The 17,227-nt window shown below is 44.3% G+C and carries 13 protein-coding genes; 4 read left to right on the forward strand and 9 right to left on the reverse strand.

All coding sequences use genetic code 11. The features are described 5' to 3' along the window. Positions 1 to 42 precede the first annotated feature (42 nt). The 3 genes from FGM00_RS17785 to FGM00_RS17795 form a co-directional block, all read right to left on the reverse strand. Complete coding sequence (locus FGM00_RS17785; RefSeq protein WP_138854212.1) at positions 43 to 1,032, reverse strand: DUF4837 family protein; 990 nt, start codon at positions 1,030 to 1,032, stop codon at positions 43 to 45. A gap of 11 nt (positions 1,033 to 1,043) precedes the next feature. Next, a complete protein-coding gene (locus tag FGM00_RS17790) occupies positions 1,044 to 2,708 on the reverse strand; it encodes a LysM peptidoglycan-binding domain-containing protein (protein ID WP_138854213.1) in 1,665 nt (554 codons plus the stop codon). A gap of 120 nt (positions 2,709 to 2,828) precedes the next feature. Then, on the reverse strand, positions 2,829 to 4,022 hold the full coding sequence (locus tag FGM00_RS17795; protein ID WP_138854214.1) for a phosphoglycerate kinase: 1,194 nt from the start codon (positions 4,020 to 4,022) through the stop codon (positions 2,829 to 2,831). A 187-nt stretch (positions 4,023 to 4,209) separates the two neighbouring features. Between FGM00_RS17795 and FGM00_RS17800 the strand changes: the two genes are divergently transcribed. Together FGM00_RS17800 and FGM00_RS17805 are read left to right on the forward strand one after the other, a co-directional pair. Next, positions 4,210 to 5,385 carry a DNA polymerase III subunit gene (locus tag FGM00_RS17800; RefSeq protein WP_138854215.1) on the forward strand — a complete coding sequence of 392 codons (1,176 nt, stop codon included), beginning with the start codon at positions 4,210 to 4,212 and terminating at the stop codon, positions 5,383 to 5,385. Positions 5,386 to 5,459: 74 nt separating this feature from the next. After that, the gene (locus tag FGM00_RS17805; RefSeq protein WP_138854216.1) at positions 5,460 to 5,858 is read left to right on the forward strand and encodes a DoxX family protein; all 399 of its coding nucleotides are present in this window, start codon (positions 5,460 to 5,462) and stop codon (positions 5,856 to 5,858) included. Between the two features lie 78 nt (positions 5,859 to 5,936). Here the strand turns inward: FGM00_RS17805 and FGM00_RS17810 are convergent, their stop codons facing one another. The 6 genes from FGM00_RS17810 to FGM00_RS17835 all read right to left on the reverse strand — a co-directional run bounded on the left by FGM00_RS17810 (position 5,937) and on the right by FGM00_RS17835 (position 14,272). Further along, the gene (locus tag FGM00_RS17810) at positions 5,937 to 6,443 is read right to left on the reverse strand and encodes an OmpH/Skp family outer membrane protein (protein ID WP_138854750.1); all 507 of its coding nucleotides are present in this window, start codon (positions 6,441 to 6,443) and stop codon (positions 5,937 to 5,939) included. A gap of 353 nt (positions 6,444 to 6,796) precedes the next feature. Then, complete coding sequence (locus FGM00_RS17815) at positions 6,797 to 7,624, reverse strand: class I SAM-dependent methyltransferase (RefSeq protein WP_138854217.1); 828 nt, start codon at positions 7,622 to 7,624, stop codon at positions 6,797 to 6,799. Beyond that, positions 7,602 to 8,153, reverse strand: coding sequence for a hypothetical protein (locus tag FGM00_RS17820; protein WP_138854218.1), 552 nt, complete (start codon positions 8,151 to 8,153; stop codon positions 7,602 to 7,604). The genes FGM00_RS17815 and FGM00_RS17820 overlap by 23 nt, the downstream gene beginning before the upstream one ends. 221 nt (positions 8,154 to 8,374) lie before the next feature. Then, a complete protein-coding gene (mnmG, locus tag FGM00_RS17825; protein ID WP_138854219.1) occupies positions 8,375 to 10,243 on the reverse strand; it encodes a tRNA uridine-5-carboxymethylaminomethyl(34) synthesis enzyme MnmG in 1,869 nt (622 codons plus the stop codon). A 113-nt stretch (positions 10,244 to 10,356) separates the two neighbouring features. Then, positions 10,357 to 10,776: an rRNA maturation RNase YbeY gene (gene ybeY / locus FGM00_RS17830; protein WP_138854220.1), complete on the reverse strand. Its 420-nt coding sequence runs from the start codon at positions 10,774 to 10,776 to the stop codon at positions 10,357 to 10,359. Then, positions 10,769 to 14,272, reverse strand: coding sequence for a DUF4175 family protein (locus FGM00_RS17835; RefSeq protein WP_138854221.1), 3,504 nt, complete (start codon positions 14,270 to 14,272; stop codon positions 10,769 to 10,771). Before FGM00_RS17835 ends, ybeY begins: the two co-directional genes overlap by 8 nt. 133 nt (positions 14,273 to 14,405) lie before the next feature. On the opposite strand from FGM00_RS17835, the gene FGM00_RS17840 reads away from it, so the two are divergent. Together FGM00_RS17840 and gltX are read left to right on the forward strand one after the other, a co-directional pair. Then, the gene (locus tag FGM00_RS17840; protein ID WP_138854222.1) at positions 14,406 to 15,455 is read left to right on the forward strand and encodes an alkane 1-monooxygenase; all 1,050 of its coding nucleotides are present in this window, start codon (positions 14,406 to 14,408) and stop codon (positions 15,453 to 15,455) included. A gap of 170 nt (positions 15,456 to 15,625) precedes the next feature. Continuing rightward, positions 15,626 to 17,152 carry a glutamate--tRNA ligase gene (gene gltX, locus FGM00_RS17845; protein ID WP_138854223.1) on the forward strand — a complete coding sequence of 509 codons (1,527 nt, stop codon included), beginning with the start codon at positions 15,626 to 15,628 and terminating at the stop codon, positions 17,150 to 17,152. The last annotated feature ends 75 nt before the right edge of the window (positions 17,153 to 17,227 follow it).

Below are 17,227 nucleotides of genomic sequence, written 5' to 3' on the forward strand. Positions count from 1 at the left end.
AATTTTAGGCCTTCCTGCAGCTTAGAAAAGTTTGAATCTCGATTATCGGGTAAACTTCAATGTCCTTAAAATCGCTTCCAACTCAAACATATAATCCCTTTTCTCGGTAGCTGGCGCGAAAGCAAAGCCTTCAATCACTAGTTTGCGCTTGTTTGCGGGGTCATCAACAATGTAGGTCAGAAAGGTACCTGCCATCGCGTAATTTTTAATATCCCAAATACCCCGTACCTCTATCGCTTTTTTTCCTGCCAGCTCAGCGGGGAATATATGCGGTGCAAAGCCCGGATCGGTACGCATGTAGGTTACCTTTCCCGGTATGTCAGCGCCTGGAATATAGGTTTCCCCGATAGAGTCGCGCATTCTCACAATATCCCTGACGAGGGTAGAGTCGTTTTGAAAGGCATCCTCGGGCATGGTATAAGCAATGATATTCAAAGTGCCTTCCAATATTTGACGATCGATCCAGACAAAATTATCCTCCCGTTTTCCAACCCTGTAAATGGAAGGGATGTCCATTGCAATACCAAATTTTTCCTCTAGCACCCCTTCTTTGTTCAACGAACGCAAGAACCGTTTCTGAACCTCTCCGATTTCCAACTTTTTAAAAGCCGCTATCATTTCTGGCGCATTTTCATCCAAATTGGCCATAATCTCATCATTTGTCCGGCCTTTGACCACACCTACCCGCTGCGGAGAAGCGTACATATCGGCTTTGAGGTGGCCAATATCCAAGGTGTCTTTCTGTACGTATAGTATGGAACGTGATTGTCTCGTGACACCGCTAAAGACCTGTGGTGGAAAGTGGTTGATACTAAACAAGGGTTCGGCCCAAATAAGGCCTACCTCGGGTGCAGCGAAATACTCCCGTACCTTATCTCCTACCTCACCTTTCCAAAGCTCGCTATCCATGACGACGACCAAGGAATTAATCGGGCCGGTACTGGCCGGAAGGTAGCTTTTTTTAGAGCCGCCCTCTTGACAGGAAAAGACGAAAAATACTACCGAAAATAAAAGTGTTCGAACAAGATTCATACGTGCTGGCTTTAAGATGGGCACTCGCACAATTTTAGTTTGGTACCCGGTTTGAGGTTCTTACCACTAATACCGTTCCACTTTTTCAAATTCTCTACGGAAATTCCTGGATATTTTCTTGAAATGGTCCAAAGCGAGTCGCCGCTGCGCACCGTATGCAATTTAGTTCCCGGTGGAAAGTTCTGTTGACTTACCGATGCTGTCGCCTTTTTGCTTACGACTCCGCCCCGATTTCTCGGATAAATGGTCAAGCGTTGCCCTATGCGCAAATTATTGCTGCGAAGTCCGTTCCACTGCTTTATTTGACTTACTCGAACGCCATAGCGTTCTGCGATCTTACCTAGAAAATCGCCACTACGCACTTTGTACCGGATTCTATCTTTTTCAGCTTGGGCGACCAATTTCGGCAAGGGACTCTCCTTACTTTCCAATTCCTTTTTTACAAAGGCGTAAATCTGAGTTTCGTTCGCTACAAATTTGCCTATGGCATCCTTCGGCAAGCGCAGGGCGTAGTCTTCACCGTCTACATAGGGAATAACGTTCAACTTATAGGAAGGATTAAGAAGTTCCAGTTCCTTTACACTCACATCGGTCAATTTTGAAATCTGATCGAAAGTGATCATGCTCTTCACCCGTACAGTGTCGGTAACGAAGTACGGCCGATCAGCCTTTTTGCGGCTAAGACCGTGCTCCTCGGCATATTCGAACAGATACATCGTTGCCAAGAAAGCTGGGACGTATCCTGCCGTTTCACGGGGTAAATTGCGGCGTATGTTCCAATAGTTGGTGTACCCTCCCGATCGTCTTATCGCCTTATTCACGTTGCCAGGGCCAGAGTTATACGCTGCCAACGCCAAATCCCAATCGCCAAAGATCCCGTAGAGCTTTGAAAGGTATTTGCAAGCTGCCTCTGTGGCCTTAATGGGGTCGCGACGCTCGTCTACGTAGCTATTCACATCCAACTTGTACATTTTCCCGGTGCCGTACATGAATTGCCAAAGACCGGTCGCACCAACTCTGGACCTTGCCCGCGGATTCAAAGCGGATTCGACGATAGCGAGGTATTTCATCTCGATCGGAATATCGTAATTGTCCAATTGCTGTTCGAACAAAGGGAAATAGAACTGGCTTACGGTAATCATCCGCTCCATTAAACCACTCTTACGCTTAAGGAATGATCGTATAACACTTTCCAAAGAAGCATTGTACGCCACGTTAAACGGTGTCTTTTGATTCAATTTCTCCAAACGCGCCTTTAACGTATCCGTTGGGAGCTCTAAGATATAGGCTTCCGTGTCGTTCTTGACATTGGCATCGAGACTCGCCACCTCATCATACATATCATCAAAAAGCGCAGCGGCCTCGTACAATTCCTTCATCCAAAGGCTATCGTATTCTGCGGCCTTTTGATGATCCTGGAGTCCATATTTATTCTTATCCCGTTCCTGTGTGAAAGAAAGCGGCATATCCTCGAAAGGAACTGCGGATTGCATTTCTTCCATCTGTTCCAAGCCTTGCATATCGATTGACAAAGTGTCCAAGGAAATGTTCTCGGCCTTTACAGTCTTGAGTTCATTGGCTTTTTGGGAGAGCGTATCCTTTTGTTGGGCGAAAACCACAAAGCCGAAGCCCAGCAATAGTAAAAAAATGAGGGGATTTTTTTTTCTAGTTATCATAATCGCGAATACTAATGAGGGAAGGTCAACGAAAATCGCATTTTTTTTTGAAAGTATAAAATTTAAAAAGGATAAACCCAAGGTTTACCCCACGCGACCTACCCTTTACCGATAACGTGCTTACTCTGCTAATATTGCGGCAATTCCGGGCAGGCTTTTCCCCTCCAGACTTTCCAACATGGCGCCCCCTCCTGTAGATACGTAGCTTACTTTTTCCTCGAAACCGAATTGCTTCACCGCCGCGACCGAATCGCCGCCACCCACTAAAGAAAATGCGCCATTTCGGGTTGCCTCGTCAATGGCGTTTCCAACCGCTATCGTACCCTTGGCGAAATTTTCCATCTCGAATACGCCAACGGGACCGTTCCATAAAATGGTCTTGCATTGGGTAATCACCTCTCTGAAGCGCTCCAAAGTACGTGGTCCGGCATCCAGACCCTGCCACCCGTCCGGAATTTTATCGACATCCACTATTTGCGTATCCGCGTCATTGGCGAAATCGTTCGCCGCAAGTACATCGACGGGAATATGCACCTCTACACCCTTTTTTTTGGCCTGTTTCAGGATATCCAAAGCCAAGTCCATTTTATCGTCCTCACAAATTGAATCGCCTACTTGACCGCCATTGGCCTTAACGAAGGTGTAGGTCATTCCACCACCGATGATGAGGTGGTCAACTTTGTCCAAAATATTTTCTATAATAGTTATTTTAGAGGATACTTTTGCCCCGCCCAAAATCGCCAAGACCGGTTTCTCACCAGTTCGCATGACCTTTTCAATCGCCTCGATTTCCTTGGCCAAGAGGAATCCAAAACACTTCTTTTGCGAAAAGAAGGTGGCCACTACAGTCGTAGAAGCGTGTGCACGATGCGCCGTTCCAAAAGCGTCGTTGACATATATATCGCCCATTTTTGCGAGTTGTTCGGCAAAGGCCTTATCACCCGCTGTTTCGGCGCTATAAAAACGAAGGTTCTCTAACAACAATACTTCTCCCGGTTGCAGGTCGGCTACGGCCTTTTCAGCCACCGCGCCCACACAATCCTCAACGAAGTTCACCTTAACCCCGAGGATTTCCGAAACGGTGCTTCGGATATGCTTTAAAGACATATCAGGGTTCTTTTGCCCGTTTGGTCTGCCCAGATGTGACATCAGTACGGCACTGCCACCATCCTCCAGAACTTTCATAATGGTCGGTTTGGCCGCTTCGATACGGTTGGTATCGGCAACATTAAAATCGCCGTCCAAAGGAACATTGAAATCTACGCGGATAAGGGCTGTTTTATTTTCGAAGTTAAAATCGTTGATGGTTTTCATGGCAAATGAATTTTAAAAGAAGGGCAAATGTAACTAAAAAGACCTAAGACCGCTGCGCTAAAAAACAGAAGACGTAAGGCCAACCGAAAAGAATGCAATCCGCTACCTATTTTATTTTACCTCTGGGGAAGTTATGAAGGAGGCCTTTCTTCGAATTTCCAAACATGAAAAAGATTATATTTGACACATGCTGTTCAAAGACATTCTAGGGCTTTCGCATATCAAAAACCACTTGGCGACCAGTGCCGAATCAGGACGTATTTCCCATGCACAATTATTCGTTGGTCCGGAAGGTTCCGGCACTTTACCCCTGGCAATAGCATATGCCCAATACGTTATCTGTGGAAACTCTGGAGGGGAAAATTCGGGAGGCAATGAAGCGTGTAATCTAAAATTTGGTTCGATTTCCCATCCGGATATGCACTTTGCTTTTCCGGTCGCGAATGGCGAAAAAGTAAAAAGCCATGCCGTGAGCAATCACTACATGCAGGAGTGGCGCAGATTTGTTTTGGAGCAACCGTACGGCAATCTTTTCGATTGGTACCGACTAGTCGGTATTGAGAAAAAACAGGGACAGATCGGCGTTGACGAGGCGCAGGATATCGTCAAAAAACTTTCGCTTAAGTCGTACGAGGGCGGATACAAGGTCATGCTCATTTGGATGGCGGAAAAAATGAACGGAGCCGCCGCCAACAAGCTGCTTAAGCTATTGGAGGAACCTCCGGAAAAGACAGTCTTTATTCTCATCGTAGAGGACGAGGAACAGCTGTTACAGACCATCCGGTCTAGATGCCAAATCCTACATTTACCACCTTTGTCCGAAGACGCCATAAGTGATGCTTTGAAGGGCCTTGGGCTAGCGGAGTCGGAAGCCATGCGTTTGGCGCATGAAGCGAACGGTAATTTTAATAAGGCACTCGATTTAAAGAACAACGACTCTGAGGATTTGGTCTTCGAGAAGTGGTTTGTGCAATGGGTGCGAAGTGCGTTCAAGGCCAAAGGAAACAAAGGGGCGATCCACGAATTATTGATGTGGGGCAATGAAGTTGCCGCGACGGGCAGGGAAACCCAAAAGAAATTTTTACACTATTGCATCGCTGTAATCCGACAGGCTTTATTGATCAATTATAATGCAAAGGATTTGGCCTATATGCGCATTCATGTTGATGGATTTCAATTGGAGAAATTCGCACCCTTTGTACACGAAAACAATATTCTAGACCTTACCCAAGAATTGGAAGATGCCATTTACCATGTCGAGCGAAACGGAAATTCAAAGTTGATTTTTACGGACCTCTCTATTAAATTGACACGCCTACTCCATAGAAAGCCAAGCGCGCCCACACCATCTGTAAGTAGCTAAAAAATTCCGGAGACCGACCCTGTATTTTGATGGCGCCATCTAGACATGACTCGTTCAAACCAAAACATACCCCTATGGAAAGTATACTGAAAAATGCCACTGAAATTCTGCTGTTATTGTTCTTGATCATCACTTTTCTACAAAGTGGTATTGACAAGGTATTCGACTGGAGAGGAAATCTTACATGGCTAAAAAGCCATTTTGAGGGTACGCCACTTACAGGTTTGGTTCCCTTTTTGTTGTTTACGGTGCTTTTGGTTGAAATGATCGCGGCTATCCTTTGTTTGGTGGGACTTTATCAACTAACGGTTCTGGGCAAATCTTCAATCGCATTTTATGGGGCGATCATGTCCTGCGTGTCGTTATTGATGCTGTTGTTCGGACAGCGGATGGCGAAGGATTATGAAGGGGCCAAAACCATTGCCGTCTATTTTGTACCTGCTATCTTTCTGGTATATTTACTTCAGGGCTAAGCATGCAAAAGCCCGACCACTGGATCGGGCTTTTATTAGACCTGATTACGAAATAGGTCTTTTTTTCTCTCAATTCGCTTATTTCTTGTACTTGTCGTTCAAGATTTTTAGAATCTCATCGGTAAGGTCGTTGGCTTCCGTGCCATACAAAACACTACCCCCATCTCCGCCACCAAGTATGTAGGTATACCCGTTGGCCTTACCGTATGCCTTGATTTCTTTTTTCACTTTCTTGACCAAAGTATCCATTTCAGTTTGTCCTTGTGCCTGTAAACTTTGGTCTTCTTGTTGCAACTGTTGGCCCATAAACTGTCCTTTTTGTTGCATCATGGCATATTCTTCCTGGGCTTTTGCCTGGTTCATTTTCTGAGCTTTGGCTTGAAAGGCTTGCATCTCTAACTGAAACCCTTGGGAAATACTGTCACGTTTTTTCGTCAACGCTTCCAGTTTGACTTTGAAGTCCGCTTCAATATCCATCTTCTCTTGGTACTTGTCCATCAAGACTACGTTATCTACATAACCTATTTTTTCCTGCGTACAGGATACTGCCCCCAGCACCAATACCACTAAAATCCATTTTTTCATCATTTCAATCTATTTTATTTTTCATTTCCATAATCACGGAAATCTTTTCAGCGCTATTCCCCTTTGACGGTTTCAATGATATCCCACGCTTGAATTTTAAACCGGCGCAAAAATAGGAAAGCTTTTTTAATGCATCCCAACGAAATTACATTTTCTATGATTCCCTTCGTTGGCAACCGATTATAGGTGCATATACGCGCCATAGAAAATACCTATTGTATTTTTATCTTCCCATTAGACCTATCTATTAAAAACGACATAAATAAACTGTGATTTTAAGAGGGATTATAACATTGAGATGGTGTTGGAAGGCAGCATCTGAAAAATCTCCTCTAAACGCTTTAAAATGCGTTTTAGGCCTTTTGAAGTATATAAATGAGGGAAGAGTGCTCTTTGCTGCGCATCGCTTTCATATTGGAAAATAATCCACGATAAAATGCCTTTAGATAATTCTGTCGCCCCGTTTTGTATTTCTCTGAAAGTAGGCTCACATAAAAGGCGTCGAAAAGCATCGGTCGAACTGCAATGATTTTCATATCATGGGGTTCGAATAATTTCTCAATGGCCTTTTTCGAAAAATGCCAAAGGTGTCGTGGCACGTCGTAGGCCGCCCAGAAATTTTTGTAATGCCGGGCATCATGCGATTTAAAATTTGGAACGGCGATGATCAAAGTTCCCTCCTGCTCCAATTTTCCCACAAGCGCTTCGATCTGCTTGTTGAGATCGGGCAAATGTTCCAACACATGCCAAAGCGTAATCACCTCAAATTTCCCCGATTTGATTTCGGATATATCTTCTAACAAAGCAATCCCTTTCTCGGAGGATTTCGCTCTCGCACCAATATGAGGTTCCACACCGGTAACCGTCCAATTTTCATTTTTGGCGGTCAATAAAAAGTCTCCCGTGCCTGCACCGAAATCCAATAGCGTTTTTTCATTTTTGGCGTATTGGGAAATCAGACGTCCTTTTTTGGAAAGACTATAGCGCTTTACAATCTGGTATATTTTATCGATAAGGGATGTACTGGAATCGGTATGCGAAATGTAGGACTCACTTTCATAATACTTGCCCAAATCTTTCGGTTGCGGATGTGTAACCAACAGCTCTAGATCGGCATCGAACAATAGTTCAAAATGTTCGCCCGAAACGGAATGATCCTTAGTTTTTAAATACGACTTCATTATAGTTGTGGGTCGAGAGGTATTCTTTTTTCAAAGCGCGAAGATAATTTAAAACTTGCTCCTTTGAAAGAGAGCTATCCTGAAGGCAATCCTTTTCGGTATCGCTGTACACTTCCACAGCGATATACCAGTTTCCATTTAGGATGACGTCCGGACCGCTGATATAGGAATCATCATCACTATCCAACAATTCGTTCATAAAGGCATTAAAAAGGGACGGCCCTAAGTTTAAGGCCTTGTCCTGAATTTCGATTTCATACCATGCGAAAAAATACTGTGTGCCATCGACTTCAAACGGAACATCATCATATACATTTGTATGACCAAGTTGATATTTGGTGTTGACGTAATCGTAGAAATGGTGTTCGTCTTTTGGATTCTCAAAAATGAACATTTGCCTTTTGGAAAGACTGCGCTTGAATTTTTTGCCACGGGTTACTTTGTAGTCTTCAATACTCGGTGCGATCCGTATCGGGATACAGGATTGCACTAAAAAGATAAGTAAAAGTAGTGGTAGTAGTCTTTGCATTTTTGCAGCGGTTTGATGTCTCTTGAAACTTCATCAAGAATTGCACCAAAACATTAGAAGCGTATAATTAAAATGATCCGGAATTTATACACCCTATAAAAATCATGTACCATGTTCCACGTGGAACATCCTTGTGACTTTTCCTTCATTTATAGGGTTAATTCAAAAATCAATGCAGACCAGGCCGTTTTGTACACCATAATCCTGACAACGCATAATGATTACCGGCCCAAGTATACCAATAGCACACTGATATCAGAAGGGTTCACTCCACTTATCCTACCCGCTTGCGCAATCGTTACCGGCTGGATGGCCTTTAGCTTTTCACGTGCCTCATAGGATAGCGATTTCAATTTGGAATAATCAAAGTTCTTCGGAATCTTCACATCCTCCAAACGATGCAATTTATCGGCATTATTTCGCTCCTTTGCGATATATCCGGAATACTTTACTTGAATTTCGGTCTGCTCAAGCACCTCCCTATCAAGCTCATTCGCCGATACAAAATCAGAAACCGAATCCAATTGCAGCATATGATCCATGGTCACCTGCGGTCTGGAAAACACCTTGAACATTTTATCGGATTGCTTGACAAGAGCTGCATCAACCTGCTCAAGAATCGGGTTGATGTCTTTAGGAATTACGCTGGTCTCCCTGAAAAACTTTACAAACGCATCCGACTTGCTCAATTTCTCCTCCATTCTTCGCAAGCGATTTTCTTTTGCCAAGCCTAGTTCATATCCCTTCGGAGTCAAACGCAGATCCGCATTATCTTGCCGCAGCAAGGTCCTATACTCTGCGCGAGAGGTAAACATTCGATACGGTTCTTCCGTTCCTTTGGTAATCAAATCATCTACCAATACCCCAATATAAGCCTCGTCCCGTTGCAGAATAAAAGGATCTTTTCCCTTTATTTTTAGGTGTGCATTGATCCCTGCCATCAGACCTTGGGAGGCCGCTTCCTCATAACCGGTCGTACCATTAATCTGACCCGCAAAATATAGATTCTCCACCAGCTTGGTTTCCAGTGTATGCTTCAGTTGTGTGGGTGGGAAATAATCATATTCAATTGCATAGCCGGGCCGAAAGAACTTCACCTTTTCAAAACCTTTTACCGAACGCAACGCCTTAAACTGAACATCCTCTGGTAACGAAGTTGAAAAGCCATTGACGTACACCTCAACCGTATTCCAACCCTCCGGCTCTACGAACAACTGGTGGCTGTCCTTATCCGCAAAACGGTTGATCTTATCCTCAATAGACGGGCAATACCGTGGACCAATGCTCTTAATTCTACCATTGAACATCGGGGAGCGATCAAAACCTTCCCGCAACAAATCGTGCACCAACGCGCTGGTATGTGTCATATGGCAATCCCGTTGCGATTTCAGTACAGGAGTATCCAAATAAGAGAATTTTTCAGGAACGGTATCGCCAGGCTGCGGTATCATCACACTATAATCCAACGAACGACCATCGACCCGTGGGGGAGTTCCTGTCTTCATTCTACCGCTATCGAAGCCATAATATAACAACTGCTCCGTAATGCCGGTAGAAGCCTTTTCGCCGGCGCGACCGCCTCCCAGTTGCTTTTCGCCAATATGAATCAACCCATTCAAGAAGGTGCCGTTTGTCAATACCACTGCCTTGGCCTTAATTTCCAATCCTAATGACGTTTTCACTCCTGTAACCTTTCCGTTCTCGACCAAAAGGCCGTTCACCATTTCTTGATAGAAATCACAATTTGGCGTATTCTCCAACATCAATCGCCACTCTTCGGCAAAGCGCATACGATCATTTTGCGCACGCGGACTCCACATTGCAGGACCTTTGGATTTATTCAACATCTTAAACTGAATGGTAGACCTGTCGGTTACGATACCGCTATACCCCCCCAAGGCATCGATTTCCCGTACTATTTGTCCTTTAGCAATTCCACCCATAGCCGGATTGCAGGACATTTGTCCAATGGTCTGCAAATTCATTGTCACCAGTAACGTTTTTGAACCCATATTGGCCGCAGCGGCTGCCGCCTCCGCGCCCGCATGACCTCCACCTACTACTATGACATCGTATTCGTTTTCGAACATATCTTTGACCGTACTTTAAATAGCAATTTTATCTTCACCACATTTTTACCCTTGGATAAATTACGCTGCGACCTCGATGATGAATTTTAATTGTAAATCTATGGCTTAGCGCATCATTGTTCCACGTGGAACAATTTGATTTTTTCTTCTTCTTTTTTACGCATGACCTCAATTTCTTCTACCGATTTGTCTTTGTAGCCTAGAAGATGTAGTGCCCCATGCGCCATAACTCTAAGGATTTCTTCATCAAACCGAACGTTATATTTAACGGAATTTTCTTTCAGCCTATCCACGGAGATAAAAACATCGCCAGCAATGTTACGACCTTCCGAATAATCGAAAGTAATAATGTCGGTATACGTATCATGGTTTAAGTACTGCTGGTTCTTTTCAAGCAAATACGCGTCGGTACAAAAAATATAGTCCAATTGTGCGATATGCGCATTTTCAGATACAACTACCCTAGCAAGCCAATCGGCAAACTTGGATTCATCTTGTAGTTGGAAATCCGTCTCATAATGGAACTCAATCATTGGTTTTGAAGTATTCCTTCACCTTATTTTGGTGATTTTGCCGCAAAGGTAATGCTTGTCGATTTAACAGCTCTATTTCGTCTCGGTATTTCTGAAGGACAGCGGGCTTGGTCGTAATCGGATTTCGAAATTGATTCCTATTTGTATTGCTCTCCCGTTCCGGTTTTTTACCTTGCTTCATAGCGGCATTCTTCAATTTCAACAGTTCGTAATTAATCGTATTGATTTTGGAGAGACCACGTTGGGTAACCCCGTTCTCTAAAAGGTCGTTTTCGAAATCTTCCATTTGACGTACCAACTTCTCCCCTAACTTACGGTCGTCATTATTTATCATATTTTCCAGTTGCTCCTCCAATTGTTGCCGTAATTGTTGTTGTTCCTTATAAATCTCATATATCTCCCGTAACTCTGCTTCGCTCGGCTCTTCTTGACCATTACCTGATCCGCCTTGTCCTTCACCGTCCCCGCCAGTTTTTCCCTCACCATTTTTACCTTGACCTCTTTCACCCTTATTGCCCTCTCCCTGGCCATCTGTACCATTCTCGCCCTTCTTTCCTTGGCCTTCGTTGCCCTGTTTTCCATCCGAGCCCTGTTCTCCCTCCTGTTGACCTTCGCCACTCTTTCCCTTGCCTTCACCACCACTTTGTGGCTTACCTTGACCCGACTGACCCATACCATCCATTTTCTCCTTCAGATCCCCTTGTTTCTTGATTATGTCTGGAAGCTGAAATCCCTCCCCACTTTGCCCTTCACCTTGCCCCATTTGCATACCTTGATTCATATTGTCTAAAAGGTTCGCCAAGAAATCGGCCAAACTGTTCGAGGCGGTCAACACATATTTCTGGTAAGATACCCCTTGGTATATCTGGCTTTCGGCAAGGCTTTCCAAGGATTTATCGATGTTGTAATATACCTCGGTAATCTGCTCGTTTACAAATTCGGAAAGCTCAGCCTGTCGCAGCGAAAGTGCGAACAAGCTATCATCTACGTGCTCAAAAAGTCCGCGTAATTCCTGTTGTTCCCTTACGATTCTTGAAAATTGGGGCATATCCCTCTCTGCTTCGCTCAGCACGTCATATAAGCTCTCTTGTTTAAAGGAAAAAGTTACCAGATTTTCCAAAATCTGCCGGAGCATTTCTGCATCCTCAGCGACCGAGGAGCCTCCGGAGGCGCCGCCCGCCGAAGACTCCGATAACTGCTGGCTCATTTCCTTCATCTTTTGGGCTGCAGACTTTTGTTTTTGTGATGCCGTTTTAGCCGTTTTCTCCTTTTCCCCTGAGGAAGATGATTCCTCAAGTCCCTCATGTTTATTGATTTGATCTAATGCCTCGTTTTGATCCTGCTGTACGCCCTCCTCTTTGTCCTTGTCCAAATTCAAATCCATGGGCTTTTTCAGGGACTCATTATCCTTTCGCAACTCTTCCATCTCCTCGGTGATCTTGTTGAAATCTTCATTTAACTTCTCCTGCTCCTCAGTAGAAAAATCCTGACCAACTTTTAGTTTGGCTAGAAGTTCTTGTTTTTTAGCCAAGATTTCCAAATCCCTTACCAATTGTGCCGCTTTTTCCGTAACGTAATACCGTTTGGTGAGTTCCAACAACTGCTCCAAGCTGCGTTCGCTGTTCTGCTGCTTTTTTCCCAATTCCTCCAAACGCTTCGACAACTCCTCTTTATTGATCTTATCGGCTATCTTATTCAACTCCTCCAGTAATTTCGCATTTTTTTCCGCCACCTTTTCCTGCCGCTCCAAACGTTCCTGCAACAGTTGATTCAACTTGTCGTCTTTTTCACTTTTCTGGAGGTTCTCTTTAAGCTCCTTACTGAATTTCTGCATCATATTCTCCTGCTGCTCCTGTTTTTGCAGAAAGTCCCTGATTTGATTCTGATCGTTAAAGTTCAGTTGTTGCTTCTCCTTTTGTTCGATGTTGATTTCTCGAAGGGTTTCTTTTTGCTCCTTGAATTTTTCCAAGGACTTATCCATATTATTGATCAACTTTTGCTGTGACTCCAACTCCTTGTTTTTCAGCTGATTCTGGTCCAGCAAGGCCATCGAAAATACCTGGCTTTTTGCGGTCTTTCCCCTATGAATCGCATCATTGTCCGTTGCCTGAAAATAGAAACTATAATTTTTGCCTTCTTCCAACACCAAACCTGACGGAAAAGTGTAATAAAATTGATTGAAATTTGTCTTCGGGCTGCCCAAGTCGATCGCTTGTTTGGCATCCTCATCCTCATCTGGGTAACAAATAAGTTGTATACTATTCAGTTTATAATCGTCGCTGGCCTCGCCTACATAGTATGAAACATTAGGATTCAACGAGTCGAGCACCTGCTTTGCCTTAATGGTCGGATGCGCATCACGTATCACGTTGAAGCGATACGCAAGACTTTCGTGATCGGAAACATTTTGATTCGAAGTCTTTAGCTCATAAGGAAAATCGTAGTAAATACCTTTGGAGAAGGTAAATAGCGCCTCCTTCTTGTCAAATACCATGGCGGTATCTTTGGTGACAATCTGAATACGTTCGGTATGCCGTCCTCTAATTTCCCAAGTTACCTTCGTTCCTTCGGGAATAGTGGCATTGCCTGTGCCTTTGAGCACTTCCGAAGAACGGTTGGTATAATTTGGATAGTCCAATTTCACCTCGAACTCTTGGATGGATGGCGTGCTCAATACATTGAGACGATAATCCATCGAGCGAATACCGTTGGCCGAAAAATGGAAATCGGTTGTCTCCATTGGTGGGGAAAAGGCATATTGAAAGATGCCGCTGCGTTGTTGTAGTAACGATTCCTTGCCGTCGATAACGATAAATACCGCATCGGGGCGAATTTCTCCTTCTGTCGTCAATTGCAACGTTACCGGCTCGGTATCCAAAACATTTAGCTCATTCGTCAATAATTTAAAGTTAAAAGGAGCCGGCGGCTGGTAGGCCATGTCATAATTGACGACCCTATTTGCAGAACCGAAGAAATTACCGAGGTTCCCGCTCAGCCAAATCAAGCCAAAGATCAAGAACGGAAGCGCCAAATACTTGGCATATTTCAAATTCTCCCTAAAATCGACCGCCTTTGTAAAGGGAATCGGGTTCAAGTGCGTTGACCGCTGTGCGATACTCGCCAATAACAATTCGGATTGGTTGGCATCGTCGGCCAAATCCAGAAGATTATACAGTTTATCCCCGACTTCCGGAAAGTGCTTTCCTATTAGCACTGATGCCTGTTTGTTCGTGATTCCCTCGCGTACCCGAAATAGATAAAATAAGGGAACGGCAATATACTTGTACAACAGAAACAATTCAACGGCGATGAAAACCATCAACAACACCAAACGTCCGGTGGAATTCAACCAAAGAAAGTACTCGACGCCCATGATTACAAAGAAAAATAGCAGGCCCAACGCCAGAAAAAGCAGCACCCCTTTGACCAATATCTTGGAGTAGTACTTTTTGGTAAACTTATTCAGTTTATCGAGTATGTGATGATAGCTGTTCAAATTGCCCTACTTTTGAGACTAAGATACATCAAAAACGGGCTGCTAGCGGCGATTTTGACTATATTTAAGATGAAATTAAGCCTTCGGAAGACAAGCCGCGGCGCACCGACCAAACCAATTTAAAGCGACCAAAATGAAAGACCTAAAGTATTTGGCGGCCATGAGTCTGCCCTTATCCGCCATCATCAGTCTCTATTTTAAGGGTTCACTGAGCTATTTTACCATCGTATATGCCTTTGTACTGATACCCATCCTCGAAATGTTATTGCCCCATGATACTAGCAACCAAGAGGGTGCTGAGCGTGAAGAAAAAGCCAAAAGCAAACTTTATGATTGGATGTTATATCTCAACGTCCCGATTGTCTTTGGTCTATTATCCTATACGCTTTGGGATATCTCGCACCATACCTATAGCCCATATGAAATCATCGGCCTTGTTTTCTCCATAGGTATTGTTTTGGGCACCAATGGTATAAACGTTGCACACGAACTGGGTCACCGACAGGCCACGTTCGAACGACATTTAGGTAAATTGTTATTGCTTCCTTCCCACTATATGCACTTCTATATCGAGCACAATTTCGGACACCATGCCAATGCAGCGACCAAGGAAGATCCGGCTACGGCACAATACAACCAAACGGTATATTCATTTTGGTTTACTTCGGTTTTCCGTCAGTATTTTAGCGCTTGGGGGTTGCAGGCCAAACTTTTAAAAGGCGGTAAGCATAGCTTTCTTTCGATTAAAAACGACATGCTCTGGTACTCCATTTTTCAAATCACCTATTTGGCGGTTGTATTTTTGGTATTTGGCCCCATCGGGCTCTTGTTCGCCTTCTGCACCGGCATCGTTGGGTTCTTGTTGTTGGAAACGGTCAATTACATCGAACACTACGGCTTGTCCCGTAAAAAAATGCCTTCCGGGCGTTATGAAAGGGTGCGCGAAGTACATTCCTGGAACAGCAATCATGTGATGGGCCGCATCGTTTTATACGAGTTGACACGTCATAGCGATCATCACTATAAGTCTTCTAAAAAATACCAAATACTTGACTATCACGATATTTCCCCACAAATGCCCTATGGGTACCCCACCTCAATGGTGCTTTCTTTTCTTCCTCCCTTATGGTTTAAACTAATGAACCCTAGAATCCCTTCTGAAATGAAGGTTCGAGCTACATAGTAGCCACGGTTTTTATACCTTTGCGCTTCAATAAAAATTTTTGTGGCCGCTCCATTCTTGGCTATATCACTTGCGGTATTTCTCTATTTTATTTGGAAAAAACCGCAAGAAAAATTTTATTCAATGCCACCCGGAAATGCGCAACAGCATCGGGAAATTAATTTGTACCAATGAGCGAGAGAGTCCGTGTGCGTTTTGCACCCAGCCCGACGGGGCCATTACATATTGGCGGTGTGCGCACCGCATTGTTCAATTACCTCTTTGCCAAGAAGCATGGGGGCGACTTTATCCTACGCATAGAGGATACGGATCAAAATAGATATGTAGAAGGTGCTGAGCAATATATTATCGACGCCCTGAACTGGTGCGGAATCCCATTTGATGAAGGCCCTTCGAGGCCCCTTCAAAACGATTCGGTAAATCAAGGTGAGTACGGCCCATACCGTCAAAGTGAGCGCAAACAACTGTATAGACAATATGCAGATGCACTTATCGCCAATGGAAAGGCCTACTATGCGTTCGACACCCCTGAACGGCTCGATTTTCATCGCAAAGACCATGAAACCAAGGGCAAGACCTTTATCTACAACTGGCACAACCGGCTAAAACTCGATAATTCGTTATCGCTTGGTGCCGAAACGGTAAAAAAACGCTTGGATGCCGGTGAGGACTACGTAATTCGCTTTCTCACCCCTCAAGACGAAAAGCTGCACTTGACCGATATCATTCGCGGCAGTATTGAAATCGACACCAATATCTTGGACGATAAAGTACTTTTTAAGAGTGATGGCATGCCTACCTATCATTTGGCCAATATCGTGGATGATCATTTAATGGAAATCAGCCATGTGATACGTGGGGAAGAATGGTTGCCCTCCTTAGCACTGCACCAACTGTTGTATGATACCTTGGGTTGGAAGGCTCCTAAATTCGCCCATCTGCCCTTGATCATGAAACCGGTCGGCAAAGGGAAGTTAAGCAAGCGCGACGGTGAAAAAATGGGTTTTCCTGTATTTCCGTTGTCCTGGAATGAAAGTATTGGGTACAAGGAAGCCGGCTATTTTTCCGAGGCGGTCATTAACTTTTTGGCGCTCCTCGGTTGGAATCCCGGTACGGAGCAAGAAATTTTCAGTTTGAACGAGCTCGTGCAAAATTTTAGTTTAGAGCGGGTGAATAAATCCGGAGCGCGCTTTGACCCGGACAAGACCAAATGGTACAATCAGCACTACCTGCAACAGCAGACCGATAAAAAATTAGCCGAATTATTTAAGGCGGACCTGCAGGCCAAAGGCGTAGACATCAGTCAGCCTGACCTCTATTTTGAACAAGTAGTTTCACTGATTAAGGAACGTGCTACTTTCGTATCGGAATTTTGGGAACTCTCCGATTACTTTTTCGTTGCACCTAGCACCTATAACGAGAGGGCCGTCAAAAAACAATGGAAGGAAGGAACACCGGAACTCTTAAACCGATTGGTATCTATATTGGAAACGATTTCGGACTTTACTTCTGAAAATGTAGAGACCCAAGTAAAAGGGTGGATTGCCGAGGAGGCGCTTTCTTTCGGGAAAGTCATGCCCCCTTTACGCTTGGTACTCGTTGGCGACATGAAAGGACCGCATATTTTTGACATCATGGATATGATCGGACAACAAGAAAGCATTTCCCGTATTCGGAAAGCCATCACCACGTTGTGACCATCCTCTGGAGAATTTGTGCAAAATTAACCAGAAGTCGGTTGTGCCTTAAACCACCAATTGTAACAATTTCAT

It is taken from the genome of Aggregatimonas sangjinii, assembly GCF_005943945.1.
In the GTDB taxonomy this organism is placed as follows: Bacteria; Bacteroidota; Bacteroidia; order Flavobacteriales; family Flavobacteriaceae; genus Pelagihabitans; species Pelagihabitans sangjinii.